28 protein-coding genes and 1 riboswitch are annotated in these 26020 nt (G+C 36.2%); of the genes, 22 read left to right on the top strand and 6 right to left on the bottom strand.

All coding sequences use genetic code 11. From position 1 onward, the window contains the following. Nucleotides 1–70 precede the first annotated feature (70 nt). Nucleotides 71–856: a DUF2268 domain-containing protein gene (locus tag ACFSTA_RS19360; RefSeq protein ID WP_377558480.1), complete on the bottom strand. Its 786-nt coding sequence runs from the start codon at nt 854–856 to the stop codon at nt 71–73. Nucleotides 857–1019: 163 nt separating this feature from the next. Here ACFSTA_RS19360 and ACFSTA_RS19355 point away from each other — a divergent pair, with 163 nt between their 5' ends. The 3 genes from ACFSTA_RS19355 to ACFSTA_RS19345 all read left to right on the top strand — a co-directional run bounded on the left by ACFSTA_RS19355 (nt 1020) and on the right by ACFSTA_RS19345 (nt 2510). Continuing rightward, nucleotides 1020–1241: a YppG family protein gene (locus tag ACFSTA_RS19355; protein WP_377558479.1), complete on the top strand. Its 222-nt coding sequence runs from the start codon at nt 1020–1022 to the stop codon at nt 1239–1241. Nucleotides 1242–1313: 72 nt separating this feature from the next. After that, the gene (locus ACFSTA_RS19350; protein ID WP_377558478.1) at nt 1314–2027 is read left to right on the top strand and encodes a class I SAM-dependent methyltransferase; all 714 of its coding nucleotides are present in this window, start codon (nt 1314–1316) and stop codon (nt 2025–2027) included. Nucleotides 2028–2072: 45 nt separating this feature from the next. Continuing rightward, nucleotides 2073–2510, top strand: a complete 438-nt coding sequence (locus ACFSTA_RS19345) for a GNAT family N-acetyltransferase (RefSeq protein WP_377558477.1) — start codon at nt 2073–2075, stop codon at nt 2508–2510. A 73-nt stretch (nt 2511–2583) separates the two neighbouring features. On the opposite strand, the gene ACFSTA_RS19340 is transcribed toward ACFSTA_RS19345, so the two are convergent. After that, nucleotides 2584–3036, bottom strand: coding sequence for an Hsp20/alpha crystallin family protein (locus ACFSTA_RS19340; protein ID WP_377558476.1), 453 nt, complete (start codon nt 3034–3036; stop codon nt 2584–2586). Between the two features lie 81 nt (nt 3037–3117). Continuing rightward, a complete protein-coding gene (locus tag ACFSTA_RS19335; protein WP_377558475.1) occupies nt 3118–3936 on the bottom strand; it encodes an alpha/beta fold hydrolase in 819 nt (272 codons plus the stop codon). Nucleotides 3937–4157: 221 nt separating this feature from the next. Between ACFSTA_RS19335 and ACFSTA_RS19330 the strand changes: the two genes are divergently transcribed. Both ACFSTA_RS19330 and ACFSTA_RS19325 read left to right on the top strand, forming a co-directional pair. Next, nucleotides 4158–6839 (top strand): UPF0182 family membrane protein, encoded by a 2682-nt coding sequence (locus tag ACFSTA_RS19330; protein WP_377558517.1) that lies wholly within the window; start codon nt 4158–4160, stop codon nt 6837–6839. A 242-nt stretch (nt 6840–7081) separates the two neighbouring features. Next, nucleotides 7082–8065: a ring-cleaving dioxygenase gene (locus ACFSTA_RS19325; protein WP_377558474.1), complete on the top strand. Its 984-nt coding sequence runs from the start codon at nt 7082–7084 to the stop codon at nt 8063–8065. Nucleotides 8066–8147: 82 nt separating this feature from the next. On the opposite strand, the gene ACFSTA_RS19320 is transcribed toward ACFSTA_RS19325, so the two are convergent. Next, on the bottom strand, nt 8148–8447 hold the full coding sequence (locus ACFSTA_RS19320) for a hypothetical protein (protein WP_377558473.1): 300 nt from the start codon (nt 8445–8447) through the stop codon (nt 8148–8150). Between the two features lie 181 nt (nt 8448–8628). Here ACFSTA_RS19320 and ACFSTA_RS19315 point away from each other — a divergent pair, with 181 nt between their 5' ends. From ACFSTA_RS19315 to uvsE, 3 genes are all read left to right on the top strand, one after another. Then, a complete protein-coding gene (locus ACFSTA_RS19315) occupies nt 8629–9816 on the top strand; it encodes a DHH family phosphoesterase (RefSeq protein WP_377558472.1) in 1188 nt (395 codons plus the stop codon). 306 nt (nt 9817–10122) lie between these two features. Then, nucleotides 10123–11334 carry a S8 family peptidase gene (locus ACFSTA_RS19310; RefSeq protein ID WP_377558471.1) on the top strand — a complete coding sequence of 404 codons (1212 nt, stop codon included), beginning with the start codon at nt 10123–10125 and terminating at the stop codon, nt 11332–11334. A gap of 106 nt (nt 11335–11440) precedes the next feature. After that, on the top strand, nt 11441–12409 hold the full coding sequence (uvsE, locus tag ACFSTA_RS19305) for a UV DNA damage repair endonuclease UvsE (protein ID WP_377558470.1): 969 nt from the start codon (nt 11441–11443) through the stop codon (nt 12407–12409). A gap of 281 nt (nt 12410–12690) precedes the next feature. Here the strand turns inward: uvsE and ACFSTA_RS19300 are convergent, their stop codons facing one another. Then, nucleotides 12691–14292 (bottom strand): BCCT family transporter, encoded by a 1602-nt coding sequence (locus ACFSTA_RS19300; RefSeq protein WP_377558469.1) that lies wholly within the window; start codon nt 14290–14292, stop codon nt 12691–12693. A 159-nt stretch (nt 14293–14451) separates the two neighbouring features. On the opposite strand from ACFSTA_RS19300, the gene coaW reads away from it, so the two are divergent. Genes coaW through mobB form a run of 7 tightly spaced genes read left to right on the top strand, consistent with a single transcriptional unit; the run spans nt 14452 to nt 19331 of the window. Beyond that, on the top strand, nt 14452–15261 hold the full coding sequence (gene coaW / locus ACFSTA_RS19295; RefSeq protein WP_377558468.1) for a type II pantothenate kinase: 810 nt from the start codon (nt 14452–14454) through the stop codon (nt 15259–15261). Nucleotides 15262–15294: 33 nt separating this feature from the next. Further along, nucleotides 15295–15765, top strand: coding sequence for a hypothetical protein (locus ACFSTA_RS19290; protein WP_377558467.1), 471 nt, complete (start codon nt 15295–15297; stop codon nt 15763–15765). Between the two features lie 46 nt (nt 15766–15811). Then, entirely contained in the window at nt 15812–16822 is a 1011-nt protein-coding gene (locus ACFSTA_RS19285; protein WP_377558466.1) for a MoeB/ThiF family adenylyltransferase, read from the top strand. A 12-nt stretch (nt 16823–16834) separates the two neighbouring features. Further along, on the top strand, nt 16835–18148 hold the full coding sequence (locus tag ACFSTA_RS19280; protein WP_377558465.1) for a molybdopterin molybdotransferase MoeA: 1314 nt from the start codon (nt 16835–16837) through the stop codon (nt 18146–18148). Beyond that, nucleotides 18138–18608: a molybdenum cofactor biosynthesis protein MoaE gene (locus ACFSTA_RS19275; RefSeq protein ID WP_377558464.1), complete on the top strand. Its 471-nt coding sequence runs from the start codon at nt 18138–18140 to the stop codon at nt 18606–18608. Before ACFSTA_RS19280 ends, ACFSTA_RS19275 begins: the two co-directional genes overlap by 11 nt. Continuing rightward, complete coding sequence (gene moaD / locus ACFSTA_RS19270; RefSeq protein ID WP_377558463.1) at nt 18605–18838, top strand: molybdopterin converting factor subunit 1; 234 nt, start codon at nt 18605–18607, stop codon at nt 18836–18838. The genes ACFSTA_RS19275 and moaD overlap by 4 nt, the downstream gene beginning before the upstream one ends. Nucleotide 18839: 1 nt before the next feature. Continuing rightward, the gene (gene mobB / locus ACFSTA_RS19265; RefSeq protein WP_377558462.1) at nt 18840–19331 is read left to right on the top strand and encodes a molybdopterin-guanine dinucleotide biosynthesis protein B; all 492 of its coding nucleotides are present in this window, start codon (nt 18840–18842) and stop codon (nt 19329–19331) included. 81 nt (nt 19332–19412) lie between these two features. Here mobB and ACFSTA_RS19260 read toward each other — a convergent pair whose 3' ends face one another. Further along, on the bottom strand, nt 19413–20666 hold the full coding sequence (locus ACFSTA_RS19260; protein ID WP_377558461.1) for a DNA polymerase IV: 1254 nt from the start codon (nt 20664–20666) through the stop codon (nt 19413–19415). Between the two features lie 183 nt (nt 20667–20849). Here ACFSTA_RS19260 and ACFSTA_RS19255 point away from each other — a divergent pair, with 183 nt between their 5' ends. From ACFSTA_RS19255 to ACFSTA_RS19225, 7 genes are all read left to right on the top strand, one after another. Next, a complete protein-coding gene (locus ACFSTA_RS19255; RefSeq protein WP_377558460.1) occupies nt 20850–21242 on the top strand; it encodes a hypothetical protein in 393 nt (130 codons plus the stop codon). A gap of 67 nt (nt 21243–21309) precedes the next feature. Continuing rightward, the gene (locus tag ACFSTA_RS19250) at nt 21310–21888 is read left to right on the top strand and encodes a flavin reductase family protein (RefSeq protein ID WP_377558459.1); all 579 of its coding nucleotides are present in this window, start codon (nt 21310–21312) and stop codon (nt 21886–21888) included. A gap of 211 nt (nt 21889–22099) precedes the next feature. Beyond that, nucleotides 22100–22621, top strand: a complete 522-nt coding sequence (locus tag ACFSTA_RS19245; RefSeq protein WP_377558516.1) for a molybdopterin-dependent oxidoreductase — start codon at nt 22100–22102, stop codon at nt 22619–22621. A 42-nt stretch (nt 22622–22663) separates the two neighbouring features. Further along, on the top strand, nt 22664–22990 hold the full coding sequence (locus ACFSTA_RS19240; protein WP_377558458.1) for a hypothetical protein: 327 nt from the start codon (nt 22664–22666) through the stop codon (nt 22988–22990). Nucleotides 22991–23130: 140 nt separating this feature from the next. Next, a complete protein-coding gene (locus tag ACFSTA_RS19235) occupies nt 23131–23568 on the top strand; it encodes a CBS domain-containing protein (protein WP_377558457.1) in 438 nt (145 codons plus the stop codon). Nucleotides 23569–23742: 174 nt separating this feature from the next. After that, nucleotides 23743–23842, top strand: a riboswitch (cyclic di-GMP riboswitch). A 94-nt stretch (nt 23843–23936) separates the two neighbouring features. Beyond that, the gene (locus tag ACFSTA_RS19230; protein WP_377558456.1) at nt 23937–25661 is read left to right on the top strand and encodes a methyl-accepting chemotaxis protein; all 1725 of its coding nucleotides are present in this window, start codon (nt 23937–23939) and stop codon (nt 25659–25661) included. A 130-nt stretch (nt 25662–25791) separates the two neighbouring features. Next, on the top strand, nt 25792–26020 hold a 229-nt coding region (locus ACFSTA_RS19225; protein WP_377558455.1), incomplete at its 3' end, for a helix-turn-helix domain-containing protein.

The raw sequence follows: 26020 nt of genomic DNA, 5'->3' as shown, positions 1-26020 counted from the left end.
CAGTTACTTCGCAAACACTCATTAATATTCATTACTTGAAAAAAGCAACATTCTCTTTGAAATAGCCTTTCTATTTAATATTAGCAATTTCTTCCGAGGGGATTTCAAGAAGATCTTTACTTGATAAACCTTTTTCGGATACATACTTAGTAACTAAATAGTACCCAACACAATAACCGATCATTTTAGGGTGGAAATTCTGCCCATATAATAACACAGTGTGATTTGGGTGCAATTTGGAAAGGTTTTTATGAGGGAGAATAATTCTTTCCCACATTCTTTCTAATTCATCATCAGTATAGTAGGATGTCCAAGCAGCTGTGTATTGGTTACCGAATCGTTCCTGTACAGCATTTTCAGCTAATCCTTCTAATATGATGGAATCTAATAGTCTATAATCCTTTTCCTTCTTTTTATATTGCGATAAACGGCATATGTGGTTGTACTCATGAGTAAACAATGATTTTATGTCTTTTTCTGTGTTAGTTGGGGACACAAATAAAAATAATTTATCATGAAAAGCTAATCCAGATTTTCCGTTATAATCTTCACTCAGCTTTCTGTTAGTGGTATCTGCTGGCAAGATAATTATAGGAATATCCGGTCCTTTCCATAAATGACGAAGCTTCCTTTCATCCTGTTTAATAATTTTCCATATTTGTTTACTTCGATATTCTTCAACTAATTCTTTTCCACCATCAAATGGATGGGGATGTCGGTACATTCCATTATTAGTGAGGTATGGGTATATATCTACTGCAGCTGCATCCTCAAAATATTGTTCTAGTTTCTTACAGAGTTCTAATGGGGTTTCGTATGATTCAAGTAACCATTGATCAGTTGCGATAATACTCATCGGCACACCTCTCATTCCATATCATTTAAAATACAATATGATTTTGTCTTTCTACTAGTTACATCCGTATCAGTAAAATTTACCGCAATTAGGACAGAGACCCTTTTCATAAATGATACGAATGAATAAGATATAATAAATTGTAATTTAGGAGGTGTGAAATATGTTTCCAGGAAGACCAGGACGACCGATGCCACCATACCGACCAATGCCTCCTCGGAGACCCCCATTTCCAGGACAGCAACAAACTAGACCTCATTTACTATCCATGTTTCAAGATACTAACGGAAACTTCGATTTTGAAAAAATTACAACCACTGCAAAACAAATCAATAGCATATATGGTCAGGTGAGCCCGATGATCTCACAATTCTTTAAGCGCTAACACACGTGGAAACAATTGAAGTCGATTATCATAAAATGATGTATTCTCATAATAAGCAGGGCGGGACATGAAATGAAATACTCCTATATGGATTGTTTAGCAGAACTAGGTGTAGGTGGTGCTCATCCAGGAGGACTATCCTTAACCAAAAAAATATTATCTAAAGAAGAAATTCAAAATTCAACAAAGGTTCTAGACGCTGGTTGTGGTACAGGACGAACCTCATTATATATTTCCGAGAAGTATGGGTGCTGTGTAACAGGTGTGGATAATCACCAAACAATGATAAAAAAAACTAGACAGCGATGCTTGACGCATAATATAACCATTGATTTTGTTCATGGAAGTACGGAAAAACTACCATTTGATGACAACGTATTTGATATAGTTCTCTCAGAATCGGTTATCGCATTTACAGACGCTTCCTTAACCATACCCGAGATGAAACGTGTGTTGACAAGTAACGGTATAGTTCTTGCAATTGAAATGGTTTTGGAAAATGAAGTATCCAATGATGAAAAACAAGAAATTCAAGATTTTTATCGTGTATCCCAACTGTTAACGGTAGAAGATTGGGATTCATTATTTCAACGTGCTGGTTTTCAGAACAGAAGTATTCTATCTTATCCACTGGAATTTGATCAAAATGATCCAGATCTTGCACCAGATTTTTTACTCTCAGACAATATGGATCCAATGTATTTTGACATTCTTAAACAACATGAATATTTGACGCAAAAGTATAAAGAAGTATTAGGTTATAGGATTTTTAGGTGTGCGATTTAATGAGTTAACTGAGAACATGGTTATGTGAAAGGAGATTAATGCGAGGTGAGGATCAGAAAAGCGACGGATGAAGAGACGCAAGAAATTCTAGATTATGCTTTAGTCGTGTTACATGAGTCGGCCATGGGGTTTGTGGAACCAAATCTAGAAAAAGCGTATCAAATCATGGGTCCCATTCTAGCAGAAGGTGGATATTATTTAATTCATGAATCTAATCAAGCTATTCAAGGGTGGATTGGAGTAGGGAAGATGTATGACTTTTATACGGATGAGTTAGTTGGAATGATTCCTGAATTATACGTGTTACCGCCATATCGTCATAAAGGAATTGCAGAGAAGTTATGTAAAGTAGCATTTCACCATTTGAAAGAAGAGGGAATACGAAAGGTTCAGTTAAATGTGTTTGCAGGAAATTCAGCTAAAAAACTGTACAAAAAATTAGGTTTTCATGATGTCACTACCTTGATGGAAAAAGATATATAGGCTTTACGAATTGGATAGGAAGAAAAAAATGCCGGTATTCTCCACCTCATGGAATACCGGCATTCAAATTAATTCAATCAATGTCTAAATACTTTCGTTGGGAATGTTTTTTTGGTATCGTTACTTGCAATAATCCATCATTAAAAGAAGCTTTTGTTTCTCTTTTTGGTATTTCAAAAGGTAATGTAACTACACGTTCTCTCTTCTGAAAAGATTGTTTTTTATTATAGTAGGTATCCTCCTCATTCTTTTCTTCCATAATTGCATTGTCTTCAATACCTATTCTTAATTGGTTACCGATTATTTCAAGTTCGATTTGATCACGTTTATAACCTGGCAGCTCAGCTTCAACGATAAATTTGGAGTCTGTTTCACGTACATCTACCCAAAACGGTCTTAGGTGAAACTGGGAATTGATGTGTCTAAAGGAATTATTAAAAAAAGAGTCCATCTGCCGCATAAAGTCATGCAATGGTGTCATATCGATGTCAAAACGATTCGGTAATTTATCTTTATTTGAAGCCATTTTTTCACTCCTTTTTCAGCATTTACACTATACTGTATGCAAATGATAAAAAAGTGTCGTGGGCATTCATGGATTATTTAGCTAGTTTCCTTCGTGATGAATAAAAGAAGTTATTTGCTCATAAATTTCAGTTGGTCGTTCTTCTGTAAGTAAATGTCCCGTTTTTTCATACGTAATCAATTTTGTATGTGCTAGGTCTTTTGCAAGTCTTTTGCCGATACGAAGCGATACGACTTTATCTTCGGTACCCCAGATTAGTAGGGAAGGTATTTTGATTTTTTTTAATTGTTCTGATGGTAAATCACCTTCACGATATCGAACAAATCGGACAAGGGATCTTGAAAAATCTTTTTCATCTATTGGTCTTTTGTACTCCTCAATTAGCTCTTTCGTAATGAAGGAGTGATCGTATAATACATTTTCTAATGTCTCTCTTACGCCATTCTTTTGAATGTGGCGTTTAGCAAATAAGTGGAAAAAAGGCAAATAGGAAGCAAAAATCAACCACTTGTTAGCAGGTTGTAAATAGCCAGAACTTGATAATAAAACTAATTTATTGATACGATTTGGTACTTTTAATGCTGTATTTAATGCAATTTGTCCACCCATTGAATGTCCAACCATATACACACTTTCTAGTTTGAAATGATCCATGCATTGGATAACTAAATCTGCATAATTACTATAGGAATAAATAAAGGTTTTTGATTTTTCACTACGGCCAAACCCAGGTAGATCAATAGCAATAATGGAAAATTGCTTTGCTAAATAGGGGATTAAGCGATGGAATGTATGGGTAGAAGATACAAAGCCGTGAATAAGAAATATTGGTGGTTTCTCGCTTAAGGTATACTCACAATATATGTTGACATTTGATATGTTAAGGTAAGTTTTTTTCACCGGTATGTCACCTCTACCTAAAGTTTCTTATATTATTTACTGGATTAAATATTATATGAAACCTTTTAATCTTTCCAAACGTAGGATTAGAAAAGAAAGATTCTCAGTTTTTTGGTATGATAGACTAGGTATGAATAAGAGAAATTTTAGGGGGATCAATATTGGATTTTAATAATAAAGACAGTATGTCGAAAGAACAAGTTGCAAAGCTTAAAAGAATCATGAACCGAGTTGGAGTTTTCCTCGGAGTAATTATCGTCCTTCTCATTGCTGGGCTTATTGCCTCACAATGGATTACGGAATACATTTGGATGGACTCGCTTGGATTTGGAACTGTTTTTACTTCGGTGTTTGGTAGTAAAGTAGTATTGGGAGTTATTGGATTTATCCTCTATTTTGTGCTTTCTTTTATTACTTTATCATGGATTCGTCGTTCCTACTTGGGGCATTTCCATGGTAATCAGCTTCCGCCATTTATTCAGAGTCGGAAAATCAGTAATTTAATTATTTCAGGAGCAGCTCTATTTGTTGGACTTATCGGTAGTTCGATTATCCAGGGATTTGGATGGGAGCCGGCATTGAAGTTATTGAATTATGCTTCATTTGGGGAGACGGACCCATACTTTAACATGGATATATCTTTTTATTTATTCGTATTACCATTTATTAAGTTTATTTTAAATGTCTTACTAGGACTAGGGATTTTCTTTTTATTAACAGAAATTGGCTTTTATTCCGCATTTCACATGTATCGGATGAGTCGTTCAGCTCAATTGCACATGGGGATTACTTTAGGATTTATTGGGTTATTATTAGCTGGATTACATGTATTAGCACCGTATGAGACATTATTAACGAATCAAGTAAATATTTTTCAGGAAAGTGTCGTTCACGGATTAAGTTATACGGATGAAGTAATTAATATTCCTAAAGCATATGTTTTGGCTGGTGCGGCAATTCTTGGAACTATATGGTTAATTGTTGCCATTACTAAGGGTAGACTAAAGTCCATGGCAATACCAGTTGTTGGATATGTAGTTCTTGTTATTGGAGGTCAATTAACTTCAGTAGTTGTACAAAATTTCATTGTGTCACCAAATGAGTTTTCTAAGGAAAGTCCGTACTTACAACACAACTTGGACTTTACCAAAGCTGCTTATGACCTAGATCATATTGTAGAGCAGGAACATCCAGGTAATAATTCATTGGATCAAGAAATGATTGAAAGAAATGCTTTAACGATTAATAATATGCGTATTAATGATACGAGACCAATTCTTGATGTGTATAACCAAAAACAGACTTTTAGAACGTATTATAATTTCAATGACATCGATGTTGATCGATATGAGATTGATGGAGAATATCAACAGGTATTTGTTGGTGCAAGAGAATTAAGTACCGTTGATCTTCCATCACAAGCGCAAACTTGGGTCAATCAAAATCTTCGTTATACACATGGTTATGGCGTGTCCATGAGTCATGTTAATGAAATAACATCTCAGGGGCAGCCGAAATTTATGATGGAAAACTTACCGCCAGAAGGTGTTTTGGAAAATGAAAAACCACAAATATATTTTGGTGAACAGCCATATCAAAATGTAATAGTAAATAGCAAGGTTGATGAATTTGATTATCCTGCTGGAGATGAAAATGTTTCTAGTCGTTTTGAAGGTGACTCTGGAATTCCATTAAAAGGAATAAATCGTTTACTATTTGCATTTAGTGAAGGTTCTTTCCGAATGTTGGTATCTGATCAATTAACAGAGGAAAGTCAGTTATTAGCAACACGTAATATTATGGATCGAGTAAATCAAATTGCACCTTTTTTCTCGTATGACGATGATCCATATATTATTGTTCGGGAAGACGGAAGTTTAGCTTGGATTATAGATGCCTATTTATCAGCTGAACGTTACCCTTATGCAGAACCACATCAATATCAAGAAAATTATATCCGAAATTCCGTAAAGGTTATGATTGATGCTTATACTGGTGAAGTTAATTTCTACGTTGTTAATCCGGATGACCCATTATTAATGACGTATCAAAATATGTTTCCAGAACTATTTACAGATGAGATTCCAGAAGATGTGAAATCTCATTTCCGTTATCCGGAAAAACTATTTACGATTCAAGCATCTATGTATGGAACATACCATATGGCAAATCTGGAAGTATTCTATAATCGGGAAGATAGATGGGAATTTCCAACCGAAAATTATTATAATAAGGAAGAAATTCCAATGAATCCGTATTATATAACGATGAAGCTTCCTGAATACGATAAAGAAGAATTTGTATTAATGATGCCGTATACCCCAAAAAACAGACAGAATATGATTGCTTGGATGGGTGTACGTAACGATGGAGATAACTATGGTGAATTGTTTGTCTACCAATTCCCGAAACAAAAGAACATTTATGGTCCACAACAAATTGAAAATAGAATTAATCAAGACAGTTATATATCCCAGCAATTGAATCTTTGGTCGCAAGGTGGATCTGAAGTAATCCGAGGAAACTTACTTGCTGTTCCGATTGAAGACACGGTTTTATATGTCGAACCGATTTATATCGAATCTGCAAATGAAACCTCCTTACCAGAGGTGAAACAGGTTATTGTCGCCTATGGTGACCACATTGCAATGGAAGCAACTTTTGAAAAAGCACTAAATCGAATTCTTGAAATGGTTGATCCAAATGCTGAACTAGATGAACAGCAACAGCCAGATTCTGAGGATTCCGAAGATCCAGGACAACCAATAATTGGTGCTGAGGAAACTTTACGAGAGTTTTCCGAGTTATTTGATGCTTATCAAGCAGCACTATCTAATGGAGATTGGGAAGAAGCTGGAGAAATTATGACAGAGATTGAAGCTAAATTAAATGAAGTAGATTAAGTTAAAAGCTCCTGGCGTGCCAGGGGCTTTTTTTGGTACATGATAAAAAATGGTTTAAAAAACTACATAGTTCATATTCCAGCTTTTATATTGACAGATGAAAGGTAACATGATACATTTATCTTGAATTAAAGATATCTTAATTAAAGATAATTTTCCTATCGTTTTCTTTGCAGAACTTAAAGCGAGAAAGCTCATTTCTTCAGCTGTGCAGTGTCAATAGGAATATCGGAGGTTATATAATGAATGGATTAAAAGGAATGCATCATGTTACAGCTATAACAAGCAGTGCCGAAAAAAACTATGAGTTTTTCACATATGTGTTAGGAATGCGTTTAGTGAAGAAAACCGTGAATCAGGATGATATTCAAACCTATCATTTGTTTTTCGCGGATGATACCGGAAGTCCTGGTACAGACATGACTTTTTTTGATTTCCCGGGCATTCCAAAAGGATCACATGGAACGAATGAAATTTACAAGTCATCTTTTCGGGTTCCTAGTGATGTTGCCTTAGATTATTGGGTTAAACGCTTTGATCGTTACGAAGTAAAGCATACTGGTATAAAAGATCAGTTCGGGACAAAAGTACTAAATTTTGTTGATTTTGATGATCAGCAATATCAATTAATATCCGATGAAAATCTAGATGGAGTTACTTCAGGCACACCTTGGCAAAAAGGGCCAATCCCACTAGAATATGCAATTATTGGTTTAGGACCAATTCATGTGCGTGTTGCAAACTTTGATTATTTCAAAGAAATGTTGGAGAAGGTACTTCAATATAAAGAAATTGCTGAAAATGGTTCATTCCACTTATTTGAAGTAGGAGAAGGTGGAAATGGAGCTCGAATCGTAGTGGAATATAATCCAGTACTACCACAAGCGATGCAGGGTTATGGTACTGTTCATCATGCTGCACTTAGGGTAGAAGATCGTAATGTGTTAAAAGAATGGGACGAGCGAATGCGTAGTTTTGGCTTCCAGACCTCTGGCTTTGTTGATCGCTTTTTCTTTGGTTCATTGTACGTGAGAGTTGCACCGCAAATCTTGTTTGAATTTGCAACCGATGGACCAGGGTTTATGGGAGATGAACCATATGAGACCCTTGGGGAAAAATTATCATTGCCACCATTTTTAGAGTCCGACCGTGAAAAAATTGAACAAATGGTTCGTCCAATTGACACAATTAGAAGTACGAAGCAATTAGAAAAAGAATATCTATAAAAGTATGGCCTGCGCTATTTGTGCAGGCCATTTGTTATGAGGGGTATTTTATAATTAGTTTCTTCGTAAATGATTCCGTAAACTACCACTGTTTTGTATCATTTGTCATTTGCTCTTGCAAACTTTGGTCACCGGTATCCATATTCGTACTCTGTTGATCATTCGCCATATTCATACCTTGCTGTCCTTGCTGTCCATTTTGGTTCATCATGTTTTGCAAAGGTTTTGTCCATTGTTGAACAGTTTGGTTATTCATCGCATTGGAAACGGTTTGTGGTATGCGTTGAAATGTTCCATTTTGTATTCCTCTTGTAATACCATATATAGCAGCACCTGCAGCTCCAACAGTTATGATAGAAGTCATCATCCCACGGTTATTCATGATTATCATCCTTTAAAGTGAATTATTGCTCTCCAATAAGAAAGCCATTTATAGTTTTGATTAACAAACGAAATTAATACGCATTTTCAAATTCCACATTATGTAATGTATGAAATGAAAAGTTACGTTTTACTCGATATTTTTCCAATTAAAAACCATACTACTAAAAGAGGTGAGTTATATGTATAAACTGTTGTCACATAATGATTTGGACGGGGTAAGTTGTGGAATATTAGCAAAGCTTGCCTTTGGAAAGGAAGTTCATGTTCGCTATAACTCGGTGTCTGGGTTAGATCGTGAAGTAGAGTGGTTTCTAGATAAAGGAGATAAAAACACATTTTTAATCATCACAGATTTATCTGTTAATGAAGAAAATGAAAAAAGGCTGGACGATTTTTTTCAAAAAGGGGGCAAGTTACAACTAATTGATCATCATAAAACGGCACTACATTTCAATGAATATGATTGGGGACAGGTACTTGTTGAAGGTGAAGAAGGAAAGTTGCATTCTGCAACCTCCTTATTGTACGAATATCTTGTCCTGCAGAACCATTTGGAGCCCTCTGAAACCATAGCTGAATATGTTGAACTAGTTAGGCAATACGATACATGGGAATGGGAAAAAAATGATAATCAGGAAGCACAACGATTAAATGCCCTATTTTATCTTATTTCAATAGACGAATTTGAAGACAAAATGATGGAAAGATTACTACATAGTGATCATTTCCAATTTGATTCCTTTGAACAAAAGATTTTGGATATGGAGGAAACTAAGACGGATCGTTATATCCGTAGGAAGAGAAGAGAGCTAGTCCAAGCGGAGATTGAAGGTTACTATGCTGGTATTGTTTATGCTGAATCCTATCATTCCGAACTGGGAAATGAACTCGGAAAAGATAATCCTCACTTAGATTATATTGTTATTCTTAATATTGGTGCAAAACGGGCAGGATTCCGCACCATTCATGATCATGTTGATGTTTCTAAAGTTGCTGGAAAATTCGGTGGAGGTGGTCACGCTAAAGCATCAGGGTGCTCATTAACTGAGGAAGCATACCGGCAATTTGTATTAGATACCTTTCAATTAGAACCGTTACGTGAAGATGCAAGACGAAACCGTTTTAATTTGAAACAATCAACTTTTGGGTCAATGTATCAAGACCGGACAGAAAATCTTTTCTTTATATATCCGGTACAAGATGAGAAGTGGCAAGTTAAAATAAATGAGCGACTTATGGATGAGAAATTCTTCAGTTATGAAGAAGCGGAAATGTATCTAAAACGGAATTACGAAGCATGGTTAGTAAGAGATGATGTATTTGTTCATTATTTAGTGGATGAAGTAAAAAAGAATAGAAGTAATTAGAGCTTGTCGCAAAGACAGGCTCTTTCTTTTGGATTAAAATGAAACTCGCTGAAATAGGGCATTAGACCTGAAATGGTCCGTTGGTATCGGGTCCTTGGAAACTAGTACGATTAATCCATTAGCATAAACCCTTATCTGATAAGGGTTTTTCTTTGTTTTCCTATTTTTAGAAAATATAGGTAATAAGTTTACGATATTTGATTGTCCTTCCTTCTATATTTCCCAATATAACGCAAGCTTGGATTTACACATAAGGCATTATTGTCCGCAATATACATTTTAAAGTAGAAAAGAAGGAGGAGTTTTATGAAGTCGAAACTGTTTAGTAGCTTGGTGTTTGTTGTTTTATTTTTACTTTTCCCATTGGTGAGTTTTGCTGATGAGGAAACCGATTTGTTACAGGCCAATGTTGAAAAGATCCCTGTTAATGAATCGGTAGAAAAAAATGCTTATGTTGAAGGTGAAGTAGTCGTAAAGTTCAAAGAGAAAGTTTCCTTAAGTACGCAGGAGCAAATATTGCAAAGTGTTGAAGCTAAAGTACAACCAGCCCCTGATGTAGTTAATTCGCCGTTTTTAGTTTTAGAAGTTGGTAATGTAAAGGAAGTAATCCATGCATTAAGTAATAACAAGAATGTGGAGTATGCTGAGCCTAACTATATATTGAAGGCGGCATGGTCACCAAACGATACGTATTTTAGCCCGTCCTATCAGTATGGTCTATTTAATACATCGGCAAATTCTGCTTGGGATGTTGCAAGAGGAACTTCAAGTCAAGAAATTGCCGTTTTGGATACAGGAGTGGACTACAACCATCCAGATCTAGATGGTAAAACGATACGTGGTTATGATTTTGTTGACAGGGATTATACACCATCAGATGCAAATGGTCATGGTACCCACGTAGCTGGTATTGCTGCAGCAGAGACAAATAATGGTACTGGTATTGCAGGAATGGCACCGAACACCCGAATTCTTGCTGTTCGTGTATTAGATGCAAATGGAAGTGGTTCCTTAGCAAATATCGCAAATGGTATTCGTTATGCTGCGGATAATGATGCTGAGGTCATCAACCTTTCTCTTGGCTGTGCATGTGACACACAAACATTAGAGAATGCTGTTAATTACGCATGGAATAGCGGTTCAGTCGTTGTTGCGGCTGCAGGTAATGATGGTACATCACAACAATTTCAACCTGCATCTTATGCCAATGCTATTGCTGTTGGTGCTGTCGATCGATATAATAACAAGGCAAGTTTCTCCAACTGGGGAACCTGGGTCGATGTAGCTGCACCAGGAGTTGATATTGCTTCAACCTATCCAGGGAATAGCTATGTCTATATGTCAGGTACATCCATGGCATCTCCTTTTGTTGCAGGGCAAGCTGCATTGTTGACAGGGCAAGGAAGAAGTAATGCACAAGTTCGATCGGCAATTCAGAATACGACAGATAGCATGTCAGGAAGCGGTTATTATGTTCGTTATGGTGTGATTAATGCATATAGCGCGGTAACCTATTAATAAAAAATAGCATCTCCAATTGGAGGTGCTGTTTTTTTTTTTGTTAAATTCATATCACTAACTATGGGAATACTTTTAATATAAATATGAAAAGGGAGTTTTCCTATTGACGTTTGTTAGGCTGGGTTATTCAGCGATTAGTGTAAACTTAAAAAACAGTTCAACATCGAAAACGATGACATACAGTCGTTTTTCAAAGCTTGATGATCGAGATGCTGCAATTCGTAAGTTAGTACAAATTGCAGAAGAAAATATAAATAACTGCTTACGTTTAATAAAATATAATGTTGCTAGCGATATTTTGTTTTACCGTATCTCTTCAAAACTAATTCCGCTTGCAGATCATCCAGACATAGAAGACTGGGATTATATGGATGCACTTTCCAATTCATTGCAAAACATCAAAGATTATTTGGATGATCATCCTACAATGCGTGTAGATTTTCACGCTGATCATTTCGTGATAGTTAATTCACAAAAATCGGTTGTCCTGAAAAATTCGTTGAAGACATTACGTATGCATTATCGAATATTAAAGGGAATGGGGATTGATCCAGTGCATCGTTGTGTCATGCATGTTGGTGGGGGGTATGGCAATAAAGAGAAAGCATTAGAGCAGTTTGTTCATAACTGGGGATTGATTCCTACCGATCTGCAACGGATGATCATTCTGGAAAATGATGATAAAACCTTCACTTTAGTAGAAACACTATATCTCTGTGAAAAGTTAGGTATTCCTCTAGTATTTGATTTGCATCATCACATGGCAAACCATGAATCATCACATTGGTACGATTATTGGGATAATATAATGAATACATGGAGTACTTCATCATTACCGATAAAGATGCATATTTCTAGTCCCAGGTCGGAAGATAAGTTTCGAGCGCATGCGGATTATGTAGATAGTAAGTTGTTTATAGAATTTTTAAACCGTATAAAGGGTACGGTTCCCAAAATAGATTGTATGATCGAAGCAAAACAAAAAGATGAAGCGTTAATTAAACTGATGAATGAATTACAAGACTATCCGGAAATTGAGATTATTGATGGAGCTAGCTTTTATGTTCGTTAGTGATAAAAATTGATATAAAATACTCAGAGAAAACCTCTGAGTATTTTATAGGCTTTTTTCAAAAAAATATCTTTTGAGTAATGCATTTTAATAGTGATTTACATAAACTCATTTCCTTCTTATGGGCTTGCTCTCCCACTCTTTTTGAATTAGAGCTATATTATCGCTCCATGCAGAAACCTCACTTTCCGAGGCCGCTAAGAGACAGTCCAAGATTCTGTAGCGTTGTTAAAAGCAGTATGCTGCTACGTAGTTTATAACAAACATGTGGTAAAGCATGTTTATTTTTTGTTGTTTTTTGGTTCTGTCTCATCAGGCTTATGATGTGTAATATAGATTGTTGGTGTTCGGTATTCTCTTGAGGCCTTTAGATCAGCACTTGACGCTTTTATAAAGGACCATGCGAGTAAAAACATAATAAATATGATTGGAAAACCAGAAACGATGCTAGCTGTCTGCAATGTTTGCAAATCGCCGATGAACATTAATACCAATGGCATAAGACATAACGTAAATGCCCAAAATAGACGGTGCCATCGTATTGGATCCCCACCTTTAATCGATTTTTGCGCAACAGCAGCTAAAATGTATGACGCAGAATCAAATGTTGTAGCTAGAAAAATAATCGCTAGAATAGTAAAGATCGCAACGATAAAAGTCGATATAGGTAACTGATTCAAGATTGCAATGATAGTAGCAGGTGCTCCGAATTCGTTCATGAAACTTATAACATCGAATGAACCGGTAAGCTGTAAATAGAGTCCATAATTCCCGAGAATACCGAAAAACAATAAACAACCTACTGACCCGTATAACATTGTTCCAATTATCATTTCTCTTATGGTACGTCCTCTAGAAATACGAGCAACGAATAATCCTACAAACGGAGCATAAACAAGCCACCATGCCCAATAAAATACAGTCCATGCTTCTGGAAAGCCAGTATCTTTAAAACCAGAAATATTTGCAAGTGGCTCCAACCAAGTTGCCATGCGGAAAAAATCATCTAGTAAAACACCTACGCTAGTAATCATTGTTTCACTAATGAATACTGTTGGTCCAACCAGGAAAATGAATGCTAACAGGAACAAAACTAACCAGAGGTTTATATCACTCAACACCTTTATACCCCGTTGTAAACCGGAATAGGAACTGACAGCAAATATCGCTGTACATAGTAACATGATGCCAGCTTGCGTCACTAAATTCACAGGTAATCCGGTTAAATCATGGACTCCTTCCGTAATCATTGGTGTTCCAAGGGCTAAGGTTGTCCCAGCACCTCCCATTAATCCGAAGATGAATAAGACGTCAATAATAACTCCTAGCGGTCCATCAACATATTTTCCTAATACTGGTCGAACGGCCTCACTTATTTTTAATACGGGTTTTTTTCGAACATAGTAAAAATAAGCAATTGGAAGTGCAGGTAATGTATAAATTGCCCAAGCAATTGGCCCCCAATGGAAAATACCATATGTAGAAGCTAGTTCAATCGCTTGATCTGATTCCGGCGCTACGCCAAAAGGTGGTCCTTGATAATAATAAGCCCACTCAATCATGCCCCAATATAGGATGCTGGAACCGATTCCTGCTGAAAAAAGCATTGCCGCCCAAGAGAAAGTGCCAAATTCTTTTTTCGTTTCTCGACTACCAAGTTTTATTTTTCCTTGTTTGCTGAAAGCTACAAACAATAGAAATATCAAAGATAATAACCCCATTACGATAAAGAGGACACCGAAGTTCCCAGTCATAAAATCATTCGCCGCGTTAATTACTTCTGCACCAGCTTCAGGAAAGAAAATAAGTGGTATTGTAACTCCTAATAATATGACTAAGGCACCAATAAAGGTGGGCCAATCAATTAAATTATTATTGTTCATAAAAACAATCCTTTCTTTGGTGAAATTGATAATTACTGATGCATTGTTAATATGCATCAAAATATCGATATCTATAATTAAGATAGAATTATTTTTTATCCTTCATAGAAAAGTGTTAAAATTGTCTTAACAATAAACAATTTTCTAGGATGTGAGTAGATGGTAACTCGAATAGGGATTGATGCAGGTGGTTCACTTGTGAAAGTAGCTTACGAAGAAAATAGACAGATGCACACGAAAACATTTTCTAGTCAAGAGATTGATCAACTTGTCCAATGGTTGCAATTCCTTTCACCTCATGCAACTCTTTACGTGACAGGAGGAAAAAGTGGGTATGTAAAAAGCATCGTACAACAGCAAAGTTATCAAGTTGATGAGTTTAAAGCGGTGACAGAAGGGACACGCTTCTTGCTAAAGCAAGAGAATAGATTAGTTGATGAGTCTTTTATCTTGGTAAGTATTGGCACAGGCACATCCATTTTTTCTGTTACATCAGAATCCTTAGAAAGAGTACTCGGAACTGGAATCGGTGGTGGTACACTAATGGGGCTTGGACAATTACTAACCGGTGAACGGGATTTTCGAACCATCGTAGAAATGGTTGCAAAAGGCGATCACCGAAAGAGTGATTTACTTGTGCGAGATATCTATGCTCCAAATGAACCACCTCTTTTTGGAAATTTAACCGCCGCGAATTTTGGTAAGGTGCCCAATCCTGAAAGTGACAAGGATTCTTCTGAAGATCATATGGCAAGCTTAATGAAGATGATTGGTGAGACGATTTTATTGTTAGCAAGTCAAGTTGCTATTACCAAGCAAGTGAAACCGATTGTTTTCACTGGGAGTACGTTAAATGGGAATGGACCCTTGAAAAAAGTGTTATCAGAATTTCGTGATAGGCTTCCATATGAACCTATATTTTTAGATAAAGGTTCACATGTAGGGGCGTTTGGTGCTTTACTTGTGTAGAACCAGTAGTTACTTTTTCATCAGGAGGAACATATGAATAAATGGTTTTATTTTAATTCAACAGTCTTGTTAATAGCAGTGTGGCAAGTATTTCATTTATTTCCCACCATTCCTATACATATTGTAATAGGCTTTATTGGGGTAGTTTTTATTTTGTTTAATTGGACAAGACATGCTGTTTTCTCGACAATTCGCAATACATCTGATCGTAACCGAAAGATTAGATTAGCAAACATGTCAAAAAAAATCTTACCGTTTCATCGTTGGATTGGTACGACGGCTTTATTTATCATTATTATACACGCAATACTTGTTATAGATATATATGGGCTCTATTGGAGAAATGCAAAATATGTAAGTGGATTTGTTACTGGTTTAATTTTAATCGGTATGGTTACTACCGGATGGATGCGGTTACTTAGGCCAACAGGTAGAAAACGAAAAGCACATATTTATTTTGGTCTGGCATTGTTTTTTTTCGTTACTATTCATGTCATGCTTTAACTCTATCTATGTAAAAAATAAGGTCTGATAAAGGAAAGGGATATATATGAGTGACCGATATGCGCGTCAATCGCTATTTAAACCAATTGGGGAAAGTGGACAGCAGAAAATTGGGGAAAAACATGTGTTATTGGTAGGGTGTGGAGCATTGGGTTCAGCAAATGCGGAAGGTCTTGTGCGTGCAGGGATTGGTAAACTTACTATTATCGACCGTGATTATGTAGAATTAACAAATCTACAACGACAACAATTATTTACGGAACAGGATTATCTCAATCAAATTCCAAAGGCAATCGCTGCTAAAGCGAGGTTACATGATATTAATTCGAATGTCATTATTCATGCACATGTCATAGATGCAACGTATACTTCACTTGAGCCTTTGTTAAAGGATGTTGATCTGTTAATAGATGCAACAGACAATTTTGATACGCGTTTCATAATAAATGATCTCATGCAAAAACATAAGATTCCGTGGGTGTTTGGGTCCTGTGTGGGTAGTACAGGGATGAGCTATACGATATTACCGAATGAAACGCCGTGCTTACAATGTATTTTAGATGCGACTCCAATTTCAGGTGCAACCTGTGATTCGGTTGGAATCATTTATCCGACTGTTCAAATGGTTGTTGCCCACCAACAAGCGGAAGCTTTGAAGCTGTTAGTGGAGGATGATAATGCTCTTCGTACGAAGCTCGTTACATTTGATCTATGGAATAATTTTTATCATACGATGAATATGGATCGATCGAAAAAAAAATCATGTCCAAGTTGTGGCGATAACCCAATTTATACATATTTGGATTATGAACATCAACCAAAAACAGAAGTTTTATGTGGAAGAAACACGGTTCAAATTAGAAATAAACGACGTGTTTCTTTGGAGGAATTAGCAAATCGACTGTTGACGGTTGGCACGGTAAAAAAGAATGATTTTTTAGTGTCCGTAGAGTACGATTCCTATCGTGTAGTATTTTTTCAAGACGGTAGAACATTAATCCATGGCACAAATTCTATTGATACTGCGAAAAAAATATACTATCAGTTAACTGGTTAGGGGAGAGGAAATTTGGTAGAACATAGAAAACCAATTAAAGTGAACGAAGCAATAGAGCGAGTAATGCAATATACAATTAAGGGCAGTTTACAAAGGGTCCCAATAGAAGAGAGTTACGGTCACTTTTTAGGGGAGGACCTTGTTGCTGACCACCATGTTCCACCGTTTGACCGATCGCCTTATGACGGATTTGCATTGCGCTCAAAGGATACAAATGAAGCAACACGCAATGCCCCACTTCAGTTCGAGGTGATTGGTGAAATTGGTGCAGGTAGTGTATTCGAAAGGGAAGTTGGTGAAATGCAAGCTGTTCGAATCATGACGGGTGCTCAAATCCCAAAAGGCTGTGATGCAGTTGTCATGCTGGAATTAGTACAAGAAATGGAACGAGAAGGGAAATCCCTTATACAAATAAAACGTAGCTTTAAGACTGGAGACAATATTTCGTTTGCAGGAGAGGATACGAAAAAAGGAGCAGTCCTTGCGCCAAAAGGTACGTATATTAATCCGGGAATGGTTGCATTGCTAGCAACTTTCGGATATAAGAATGTACCTGTTGGAACGAAACCAAAAATAGGAATTATAGCTACCGGTAGTGAACTGTTAGATATTGACGAACCATTACAGCCAGGGAAAATTAGAAACAGTAATGCGTTTATGGTTTATTCACAAATTCAACGTGCTGGTGGAGAGCCTGTTTATTTCGGACAGTTTAGTGATGAATTTCATACATGCTATGAGCAAGTAAAAGCTGCATTGGAACAAGTTGATCTTCTCCTAACAACCGGTGGCGTTTCTGTTGGTGATTATGATTATTTGCCTGCAATTTATGAAAAAATGGGTGCAAATGTATTGTTTAATAAAGTTGGGATGCGTCCAGGTAGTGTAACAACTGTTGCAGAGAAGGATGGTAAGTTATTATTTGGACTTTCCGGAAATCCATCAGCTTGTTATGTCGGGTTTGAATTGTTTACTCGTCCAATCATCCGGACATTTCTTCATTCTTATCAGCCGGTTATGAAAAAAGAAGTAGCTGTTTTAGGTGCAGATTTTTCAAAGCCGAATCCTTTTGATCGTTTTGTGCGAGGACATTTATCTTTTGAGGATGGAAATTTGGTAGCTACCCCAGTTGGTTTGGACAAATCGAGTGTCGTATCTTCGCTCGGTGCTGCTAACATATTAATTTTGCTTCCAGGTGGAACAAGAGGGTATGAACGTGGAATGAAAGTATCGGTTCTTTTGTTAGAGGATCAAGAAGGGACTAAGCTGGAGCAGTTTTTTCATGAAGCTAGTACAGATAAAAGGAGAAAAAGATATGATGGATAATCTTTTTGAAGTGGTTGACAAGCCAATTGTTGTAGAAGAGCTTGTGAAAAAGGTAGAACGAAGAGAAGCTGGAGCTATTACTACGTTTATCGGTACGGTTCGTGAGTGGACAAAAGGAAGAAGGACGATGTATCTTGAGTATCAGGCATATGTACCAATGGCGGTTAAAATGTTAACGAAGATTGGTGAAGAAATTACTTTAGAATGGCCTAATACAAAGGTCGCTATTACCCATCGAATTGGTCGCCTCAATATATCAGATATTGCTGTTGTTATTGCTGTTTCCACTCCACATCGCAAAGCAGCGTATGAAGCAAATGAATATGCCATTGAACGTATTAAACAAATTGTTCCTATTTGGAAAAAGGAACATTGGGAAGATGGCGAAACCTGGATTGGTGACCAGTTGGAAAACAAAGCCTACACTAGTGGAAAGCCAAATATGGAGGATTTTCAATGATTACGATATTGTTATTTGCACAGTTACAAGAAGAAATTAGTAAGGATCGAATTGAGTTACATGCTGATCACCTGACAGTCCGAGAATTAAAGGATAACTTACAAAAGGAATACCCGTTTTCTAGATTGGATTCGGTTATGGTTGCGGTGAATGAAGTGTATGCTTTGGATCACGACATTGTCACAGCTGGAGATGTAGTTGCCCTCATTCCACCTGTGAGTGGCGGTTGAGATGAACGTTTTGCAAATTGTTGGTTATAAAAAAAGTGGGAAGACTACTTTATCAACAAGAATTATTGATTTTATGACAGAAAAAGATATTCGTGTGGGTTCTTTAAAGCATCACGGTCATGGTGGTTTACCTTTAGGGTTGGAAAATACGGATAGTGAAAAACAGTTACAGGCGGGAGCAGTTGTTGCAGGTGTGGAAGGAGAAGGGCTCTTTCAGTTTTCGGTTCGTGATGAGTGGCAGATTAATCAGATCATTGCCATCTATAAATTGTTAGAAGTGCAATATTTAGTTATCGAGGGGTATAAAAACTTAGCATTTCCAAAGATAGTTTTAATTAAGCAACAAGAGGATTTGCGATTGTTACAACTTGTAACGAATATTGTTGCAGTAGTTTCCGATCTTCCTATAGAAGATAATTCCTATCCTGTTTTTCGTTATTCAGATTTTAATGATCTTGTTCATTGGATATATCAAGATTTTCCGTTAAACTAGTTCGTTCTCTAGTTAAAGGGAAAAAATTGGCATTGTTATATTCCATGATAGGTATTACAAGGATGCAAATCGCATCCTTGCTTATTGTGCATTATGTCCGCCAATTTTCTTGCTTCGATCTAATGTAACTCCTGCATCGGTGTAGCTAGTAGCTCGAAGTATGGCAGTTGCTCCATATTTGTCACGGATAGCGTCCATGACATAGCCAATATCTGTTTTTTTAGAACGATCTTCAAATAAGTTTAATTGTGTTTCACCTTTGTTAAATAGATTATCCAGTGTTACATAAACATGTCGGATATTACTTTCTCCATCATAAAACTCTTGAAATAGTTGCATACAGATGCGGTAGACATCCATTGTTATATTTGTAGGAAGGGATACAGATCGAGAGCGGGAAAATCCACCCCCTGTTTCTTTGGAATAAGCTATACCAAGATGAATCGTTTTTCCAACTTTCCCAGCTGTTCTGGCTCTACGGCATACTTCCTCGCAAAGATCAAGAATACAAATTGCTACATCTTCTTTCGTATAATCACGTAATAGAGAAATACCGTGTCCAAATCCTTTTTGCTCTGTTTTTGAGAAGTCACCATAGACCGGACTCAAGTCAATGCCCCAAGCATGCCAATAAAGTTGTTCCCCCATAATACCAAAACGTTTTTTAAGGTGCTCTAGGTCAAAATTAGCGAGTTGTCCAAGTGTGACAATTCCCATTCTATTTAGGTTTCGCTTCATCCTACCACCAATTCCCCAAATATCTTCAACAGGAAATGGCCATAGTTTTTCTGCAACGTCTTTATAGCGACACTCAGCAATTCCTACTTTTTTTCCGTGCAAATCCATAACGACTTTAGCGAGAAATTTATTATCGCCTATGCCGATAGAACAAGTGATGCCGAAATTATCGAAGATTTCCTGCTTCATCTTCCGAGCCACTTCCCAGCAATCTCCAAACAATCTTCCTAATCCATTGACAGTTACCCAAACTTCGTCAACAGAATATTGATGAATTGCATCCATTGGTACATATTGATGGATTAGCTTGGTAATTTCTATAGAAACTTGAAGATAATCAGCCATGTGGGCACGAACAATATGAATATTTGGATCATCTGGTAATTCAAAAAAACGGCTCACATTACTAATCCCATGTTTTCTTTTTAATTCAGGAGATGCTGCCAAAACAATGCTTCCTGAACGATTGGGGTCGCCTACAACAGCTACCATTGCTTTCATGGGATCTAAGCCTAATTTGACAGCTTCTACACTTGCGTAGAAGGAGCGCATATCAATACAAAGAACATCGTTGTGCGGATAAGAAGAATAATCCATTTACTCACCACCATAAACAAGAACGTTTGTTCCTATTATATGCTAGGAGAATTAAAATTATCAATGGAAATATATGTTTGCTTTTTAAATGTAAATAAATATTAGCCAGGATAGAGGAAGTTATTTCTAAAAGTATGATATCTTTTATATAGATAAAATATGATAATAAAAAGGAGGAGAACGATGGTTAGGATTTTTGAAATCATATTAGGAATTATTTTTTTAGGAGCAGGATTAAACGGTTATATCGTTTTATTTGGATATGAAGCAGTGCTACCTACAAGCCCAGAAGCGATGGATTTTCTTGGAACGGGGTACTTATTAGCGATTGAGAAAACAACCGAAATAATTTGTGGAAGCTTATTACTAATACGAAGATATGTTCCTCTTTCCTTAATCGTATTAGCTGGAATAATCGTAAATATTTTTGCGTTCCACCTATTTGTCGATCATGCTTTACTTCCCGTAGCAATACTACTAGTAATTTTAGAATGTATCTTATTATGGCATTATCGAGTAAATTTCATGAGCTTATTAGAGAAAAATCCAATCATTAAAAAGGACAAAAGTGCATAGGGCAAGTAAACATAAACTTCAAAAAAAATGATACGATGAATAAAACCAATAAAGATAGGATGACATTATGAGAAAACCAACAAATAAAACAGTGATGCATAGTTATCCAGGAATGGTTGCCATTATTACGGTAACCTACCAGGGGAGACATAATATTATGGCTGCAGGATGGCATTCGTACATTTCATATAACCCACCAATCTATGGCGTAGCGATAGGGAGAGAACGCTATACACATGAGTTAGTTAATGATGCAAGCTGTTTTGCAGTTAATTTTTTGCCATATGAGAAAGCAAAATTTATTCAGCAAGTAGGCGTTTTTAGTGGTGATAATCAAGATAAATTTGCTCATGGAAACATGCAGTTTGAAAAAGGGATTCGCATCAATGCTCCAATTCTTACAGATGCTTATGTAGCATATGAATGTAAAACAATGGATGTAAATTCATATGGTGATCATGACTGGTTCGTTGGTGAAATTGTTCAATGTTATCGAGATGACGATAAGTTTCTAGAGAATGGATTGCCGAATTTCGATAAGTTGGAAATACCTTTATACTTAGGAAGATCAAAATATGCAAAACTCGATCAAACGAGTCATGTTGAAACATATAAAATCGATAAAGATGATTACGGAGTAGAATGACCACTGAATCCCTTCATATATATGAAGTAATGGAGAAGAATATATAAAGGGGGCAGTATAAAATAAGAGGTCCAATCGCTAAGCCACATTTGATTACCAAAAGCTTAAATCCCGAAAATCAAGAGACTCCAATTGTTTTTATGAAGGAAGATATCGTAAGTAATAAATTATTTTATAGGAGAAATCATTTTTCTTATCCTGCGTTTCAGCCATCTTTTTTTATGTAAAGGTCGAAGGTCATGTTCAATCACCTATTATATTTTCATTACCGGATATATTAGCGATGCCAGCAAAAAAATTAGAAATCGTTTTAGAATGTGCAGGTAATAAAAGAAAATATTTTTGGCCAGATGTATATGGAGAACAGTGGGGGAAAGGTGCAATGAGTCAAGGTGTGTGGAAGGGCGTATCATTACAAACATTGTTTACATATACAGGAATTATAAATACTGCTAAAGAAGTGGTTTTTCAAGGTTTTGATTATGGAAAAAGAACGGATTCCAATGAAAAACATCATTTTTCAAGGAGTTTATCTGTACAACAGGCACTTCATCCAGATACAATCTTAGCATATCAGTATAATGAAAAAGCGCTCACCCTTGAACATGGTTTTCCTTTGAGGTTAATTGTACCAAGTATGTATGCGATGGCATCTGTAAAATGGGTGAATAAAATAGAGGTTATAGATCATAATTTTAATGGTTCTTTTCAAAAGGACGATTATGTATATTAGCCAAAAAAAGATAGTAATATTGGTGCTAAACCAGTTACAACGATGAATGTGAATTCAACGATACAGAACCCTTTACATATGGATGTTTTGAACGAAGGTAAACAAGAAATTTCAGGAATTGCTTGGACCGGTGAAGGTATAATCAAAAAGGTAGAAATTAGCTTCGATAATGGAAGCACATGGTTACCGTGTCAATTAATGACCACTCCTCATAAATATAGATGGGTAAAATGGAGGTACGAATGGAGTCAAGTTAAAAAAGGGGAGTATACAATCCTTTCCAGAGCAACAGATACCAAAGGAAGAGTTCAGCCATTTGAGCCAATGTGGAACCGTAAAGGATATGGATATAATGCCAGATCGTGTTAAAGTGAAAATTGTAGTAAGGTAAATCAGGCTCGGAGGTATCTTCGAGCCTGTTTGCATGTACAAAAGTAATTATGAAAAATATTCCTATCATATTCTGCAGAATTTAACTCAAGCTAATACGTGAAAGGGGAGATTATTTGATGTATCAACAATTGCGAAATATCATGACATCAAATGTTTTTACAATAAGTGAATCACAATCTGTTCAAGAAGCTGCTGCTTTAATGAGTGCACACAATATTGGATCAATACCAGTTGTAAATAATAATGGGCAAATGGTTGGTATTGTAACAGACCGTGACATTACACTTCGTGCTACTGCACAAGGTGAAGCAGCCCAAACACCTGTTTCACAAGTAATGACAGCACAACAAATAGTACAAGCAACACCAGATATGAATGCGGAGGAAGCGGCGCAATTAATGGCACAACAACAAATTCGTCGTTTGCCGGTTGTCGAAAACGGACAGGTTGTTGGTATGGTTGCATTAGGAGACCTTGCAGTAGATCATCAATTAGATCAATCTGCTGAACAAGCACTTTCAAGTATTTCAACCCCTTCAGCACCACAAAAGTAAACGAAATGCTAATGGATTATAGAAAAGGGCGCCTGCGCATCCTTTTCTATGTCCTTTATTTTTAGGGGAAATTGTATTGAAAAAAGATTTACTTGCATTATTTTTGCAAAAATATTGTTTTTTATAGACTCATAGATTACTATTATTATATTACATAATATAATGTGTGTTTCTAGAAGAAAAAGGCAAACTGCTTGAAAGAGTAGGACGCAAAGTCAAGGGTCTAAAGTGAGTCGATTAGATGTCGATTTACTACGATAGCCTGACTACCAATTTCCTATTTTTAATAAATTGGCTATTCAAACAGGAGAATAGTCAATTTTCTTGTGTCAGAAATCATCTAATAAATTTTTACGGAGGATCATAATATGGTTAAAAAATTCAAAATAAGTAAGCCTAGTTTCAGGAATATTAGTATTGGGTGGAAATATGGTATAACGCTAGTCATTGTGTTGTTATTATTTGGAGGCTCTTCTGGGGCTGTCATGAAATTAGTAAGTGATATGGGCAACGATATTGATACGATAGAACATAGAAGTAATATAGCGATGGATATCTCAGAGATGGGATCACTCATCAGATCAAAAGGAATACGTATTGTTACATATTTTCAAGATCAGGATCCTACACTAGTCGAAGAATTCGAGGAGCGACAGGAACAATTTAATACATTAGCAACATCGGTTAGTTTAATGGAAAAAACCGAGGAGCAAAAGCAATTATTTGATGACATTATTTCGAATGATCAAGAAATTAACCGTATTTTTAAAAACTACATTGTTTCTGCTATTGACAATGGCAATACTAGTTCGGCTGAAGCTTTTGTTGGTCAAGCAAATATTTTAAGAACGCAGACAATAAAAATGCTAGATGAATTAGTTGCTACAGTTGATGAAGATCGTCACCATGCCATTTCTAATGCGAAACAAAATCAAGAATCTACTTTTATAAGTCAGTTAGTATTTTTAATTAGTTCTATTATTATAGGGGCCTTACTTATTGTTATTATCAGTCGAATGGTTACGAAGAATCTACGTAAAGTGGTTGAAGTTAGTAATAAAATAGCTGAAGGTGATTTAACAGTACAAAGAATTGATTATGATGGAAAGGATGAAATTGGTCAGTTGGCATCATCTATAAATAAAATGAGTGCTAGCTTACAAAATCTCTTACAAGAGGTTTCTACCGTATCCGAATCGGTTAATAGTCAGAGTGAAGAACTCACACAATCAGCAAATGAAGTAAAGGAAGGATCTGAACAGGTTGCATCTACTATGCAGGAATTAGCAGCTGGGTCAGAAACTCAAGCAAATAGTGCAAGTGATTTATCATCGGTGATGAATACATTTTCTGTCAAGGTTCAGGATGCAAATAAAAATGGAGTCTTAATTGAACAATCAAGCAGACAAGTACAGGAATTATCTACAAAAGGTAGTCAATTAATGACAACATCAACGGAACAAATGACTCGAATTGATCAAATCGTTCAGGATGCTGTTGATAAGGTACAGGGATTAGATACACATTCACAACAAATAACAAATCTGGTTTCGGTTATTAGGGATATTGCAGATCAGACAAATTTACTAGCGTTAAATGCAGCTATTGAAGCAGCAAGAGCTGGTGAACATGGAAAAGGATTTGCTGTTGTTGCTAATGAAGTAAGAAAACTAGCAGAGCAAGTGGCTGTGTCGGTAACAGATATAACAGGGATTGTGAAAAATATTCAACAGGAATCTAGTGCTGTAACGGAATCACTCCAAGGAGGATATAAGGAAGTCAAAGAAGGTACGTTACAAATTACGGCAACTAGTGAAACGTTTAGGGAAATACGTGGAGCGATTGATAAAATGGTTTTAAGTGTTGAAACAGTTACAGGAAACTTAACAGATATTGAAACACAAACGATGGAAATGAATACTTCTATCGAAGAAATTGCATCTATATCAGAGGAATCTGCTGCGGGAGTAGAACAGACTTCAGCGTCTTCACAACAAACAAGTAGTTCGATGGAAGAAATGGCTAGAAGTTCTGAAGATCTAGCGAAATTAGCAGAAGAATTAAATAAACTAGTACAAAAGTTTAAATTATAAGAAGAAACTAAGAGGCTGAGACAGACGTGTTTTAGACAAAGAAAAATCCGAACTGATTCAAAATTCTGATATGCTCCCCTTAAGGTAGACAGATTTTAAAAAAAATCTGTTCACCTTAGGGGGAATTTTTATGTCTAATCGAGCTTGTTCTATTGAACTTAAACTGGAGGTAATCCAGGCTTATAAAGATAAAGTCTATTCACTGAAAGAATTATGTGCTAAATATCAAATTCATTTTACATCTGTTTATGAATGGGTGGAGAAGTTTGAGAAAGCAGGGAAAAGTGGTTTAGAGGAATCAAAAAAATGGAGAACATATTCTATAAAATTAAAAGAAGCAGCTGTAAAAGACTATAACT

The organism is Ornithinibacillus salinisoli (assembly GCF_042684965.1).
Lineage (GTDB): Bacteria > Bacillota > Bacilli > Bacillales > Amphibacillaceae > Ornithinibacillus > Ornithinibacillus salinisoli.
Note: the sequence above shows the minus strand (reverse complement) of the source record. Positions and strands in the feature narration are given on the sequence as shown.

Excerpts from the sequence above, each read along its gene's own strand:
- ACFSTA_RS19255 (WP_377558460.1), top strand. The coding sequence starts at position 20,850 with ATGGTTAGGATTTTTGAAATCATATTAGGAATTATTTTTTTAGGAGCA.
- ACFSTA_RS19275 (WP_377558464.1), top strand. The coding sequence starts at position 18,138 with ATGATGGATAATCTTTTTGAAGTGGTTGACAAGCCAATTGTTGTAGAA.
- mobB (WP_377558462.1), top strand. The coding sequence starts at position 18,840 with ATGAACGTTTTGCAAATTGTTGGTTATAAAAAAAGTGGGAAGACTACT.
- ACFSTA_RS19340 (WP_377558476.1), bottom strand. The coding sequence starts at position 3,036 with ATGGCTTCAAATAAAGATAAATTACCGAATCGTTTTGACATCGATATG.
- ACFSTA_RS19310 (WP_377558471.1), top strand. The coding sequence starts at position 10,123 with ATGAAGTCGAAACTGTTTAGTAGCTTGGTGTTTGTTGTTTTATTTTTA.
- ACFSTA_RS19315 (WP_377558472.1), top strand. The coding sequence starts at position 8,629 with ATGTATAAACTGTTGTCACATAATGATTTGGACGGGGTAAGTTGTGGA.
- ACFSTA_RS19285 (WP_377558466.1), top strand. The coding sequence starts at position 15,812 with ATGAGTGACCGATATGCGCGTCAATCGCTATTTAAACCAATTGGGGAA.
- ACFSTA_RS19320 (WP_377558473.1), bottom strand. The coding sequence starts at position 8,447 with ATGAATAACCGTGGGATGATGACTTCTATCATAACTGTTGGAGCTGCA.
- ACFSTA_RS19350 (WP_377558478.1), top strand. The coding sequence starts at position 1,314 with ATGAAATACTCCTATATGGATTGTTTAGCAGAACTAGGTGTAGGTGGT.
- ACFSTA_RS19290 (WP_377558467.1), top strand. The coding sequence starts at position 15,295 with ATGAATAAATGGTTTTATTTTAATTCAACAGTCTTGTTAATAGCAGTG.
- ACFSTA_RS19250 (WP_377558459.1), top strand. The coding sequence starts at position 21,310 with ATGAGAAAACCAACAAATAAAACAGTGATGCATAGTTATCCAGGAATG.
- moaD (WP_377558463.1), top strand. The coding sequence starts at position 18,605 with ATGATTACGATATTGTTATTTGCACAGTTACAAGAAGAAATTAGTAAG.
- ACFSTA_RS19240 (WP_377558458.1), top strand. The coding sequence starts at position 22,664 with ATGAATGTGAATTCAACGATACAGAACCCTTTACATATGGATGTTTTG.
- ACFSTA_RS19360 (WP_377558480.1), bottom strand. The coding sequence starts at position 856 with ATGAGTATTATCGCAACTGATCAATGGTTACTTGAATCATACGAAACC.
- ACFSTA_RS19330 (WP_377558517.1), top strand. The coding sequence starts at position 4,158 with ATGAACCGAGTTGGAGTTTTCCTCGGAGTAATTATCGTCCTTCTCATT.
- ACFSTA_RS19355 (WP_377558479.1), top strand. The coding sequence starts at position 1,020 with ATGTTTCCAGGAAGACCAGGACGACCGATGCCACCATACCGACCAATG.
- ACFSTA_RS19300 (WP_377558469.1), bottom strand. The coding sequence starts at position 14,292 with ATGAACAATAATAATTTAATTGATTGGCCCACCTTTATTGGTGCCTTA.
- ACFSTA_RS19235 (WP_377558457.1), top strand. The coding sequence starts at position 23,131 with ATGTATCAACAATTGCGAAATATCATGACATCAAATGTTTTTACAATA.
- ACFSTA_RS19325 (WP_377558474.1), top strand. The coding sequence starts at position 7,082 with ATGAATGGATTAAAAGGAATGCATCATGTTACAGCTATAACAAGCAGT.
- coaW (WP_377558468.1), top strand. The coding sequence starts at position 14,452 with ATGGTAACTCGAATAGGGATTGATGCAGGTGGTTCACTTGTGAAAGTA.
- ACFSTA_RS19230 (WP_377558456.1), top strand. The coding sequence starts at position 23,937 with ATGGTTAAAAAATTCAAAATAAGTAAGCCTAGTTTCAGGAATATTAGT.
- ACFSTA_RS19260 (WP_377558461.1), bottom strand. The coding sequence starts at position 20,666 with ATGGATTATTCTTCTTATCCGCACAACGATGTTCTTTGTATTGATATG.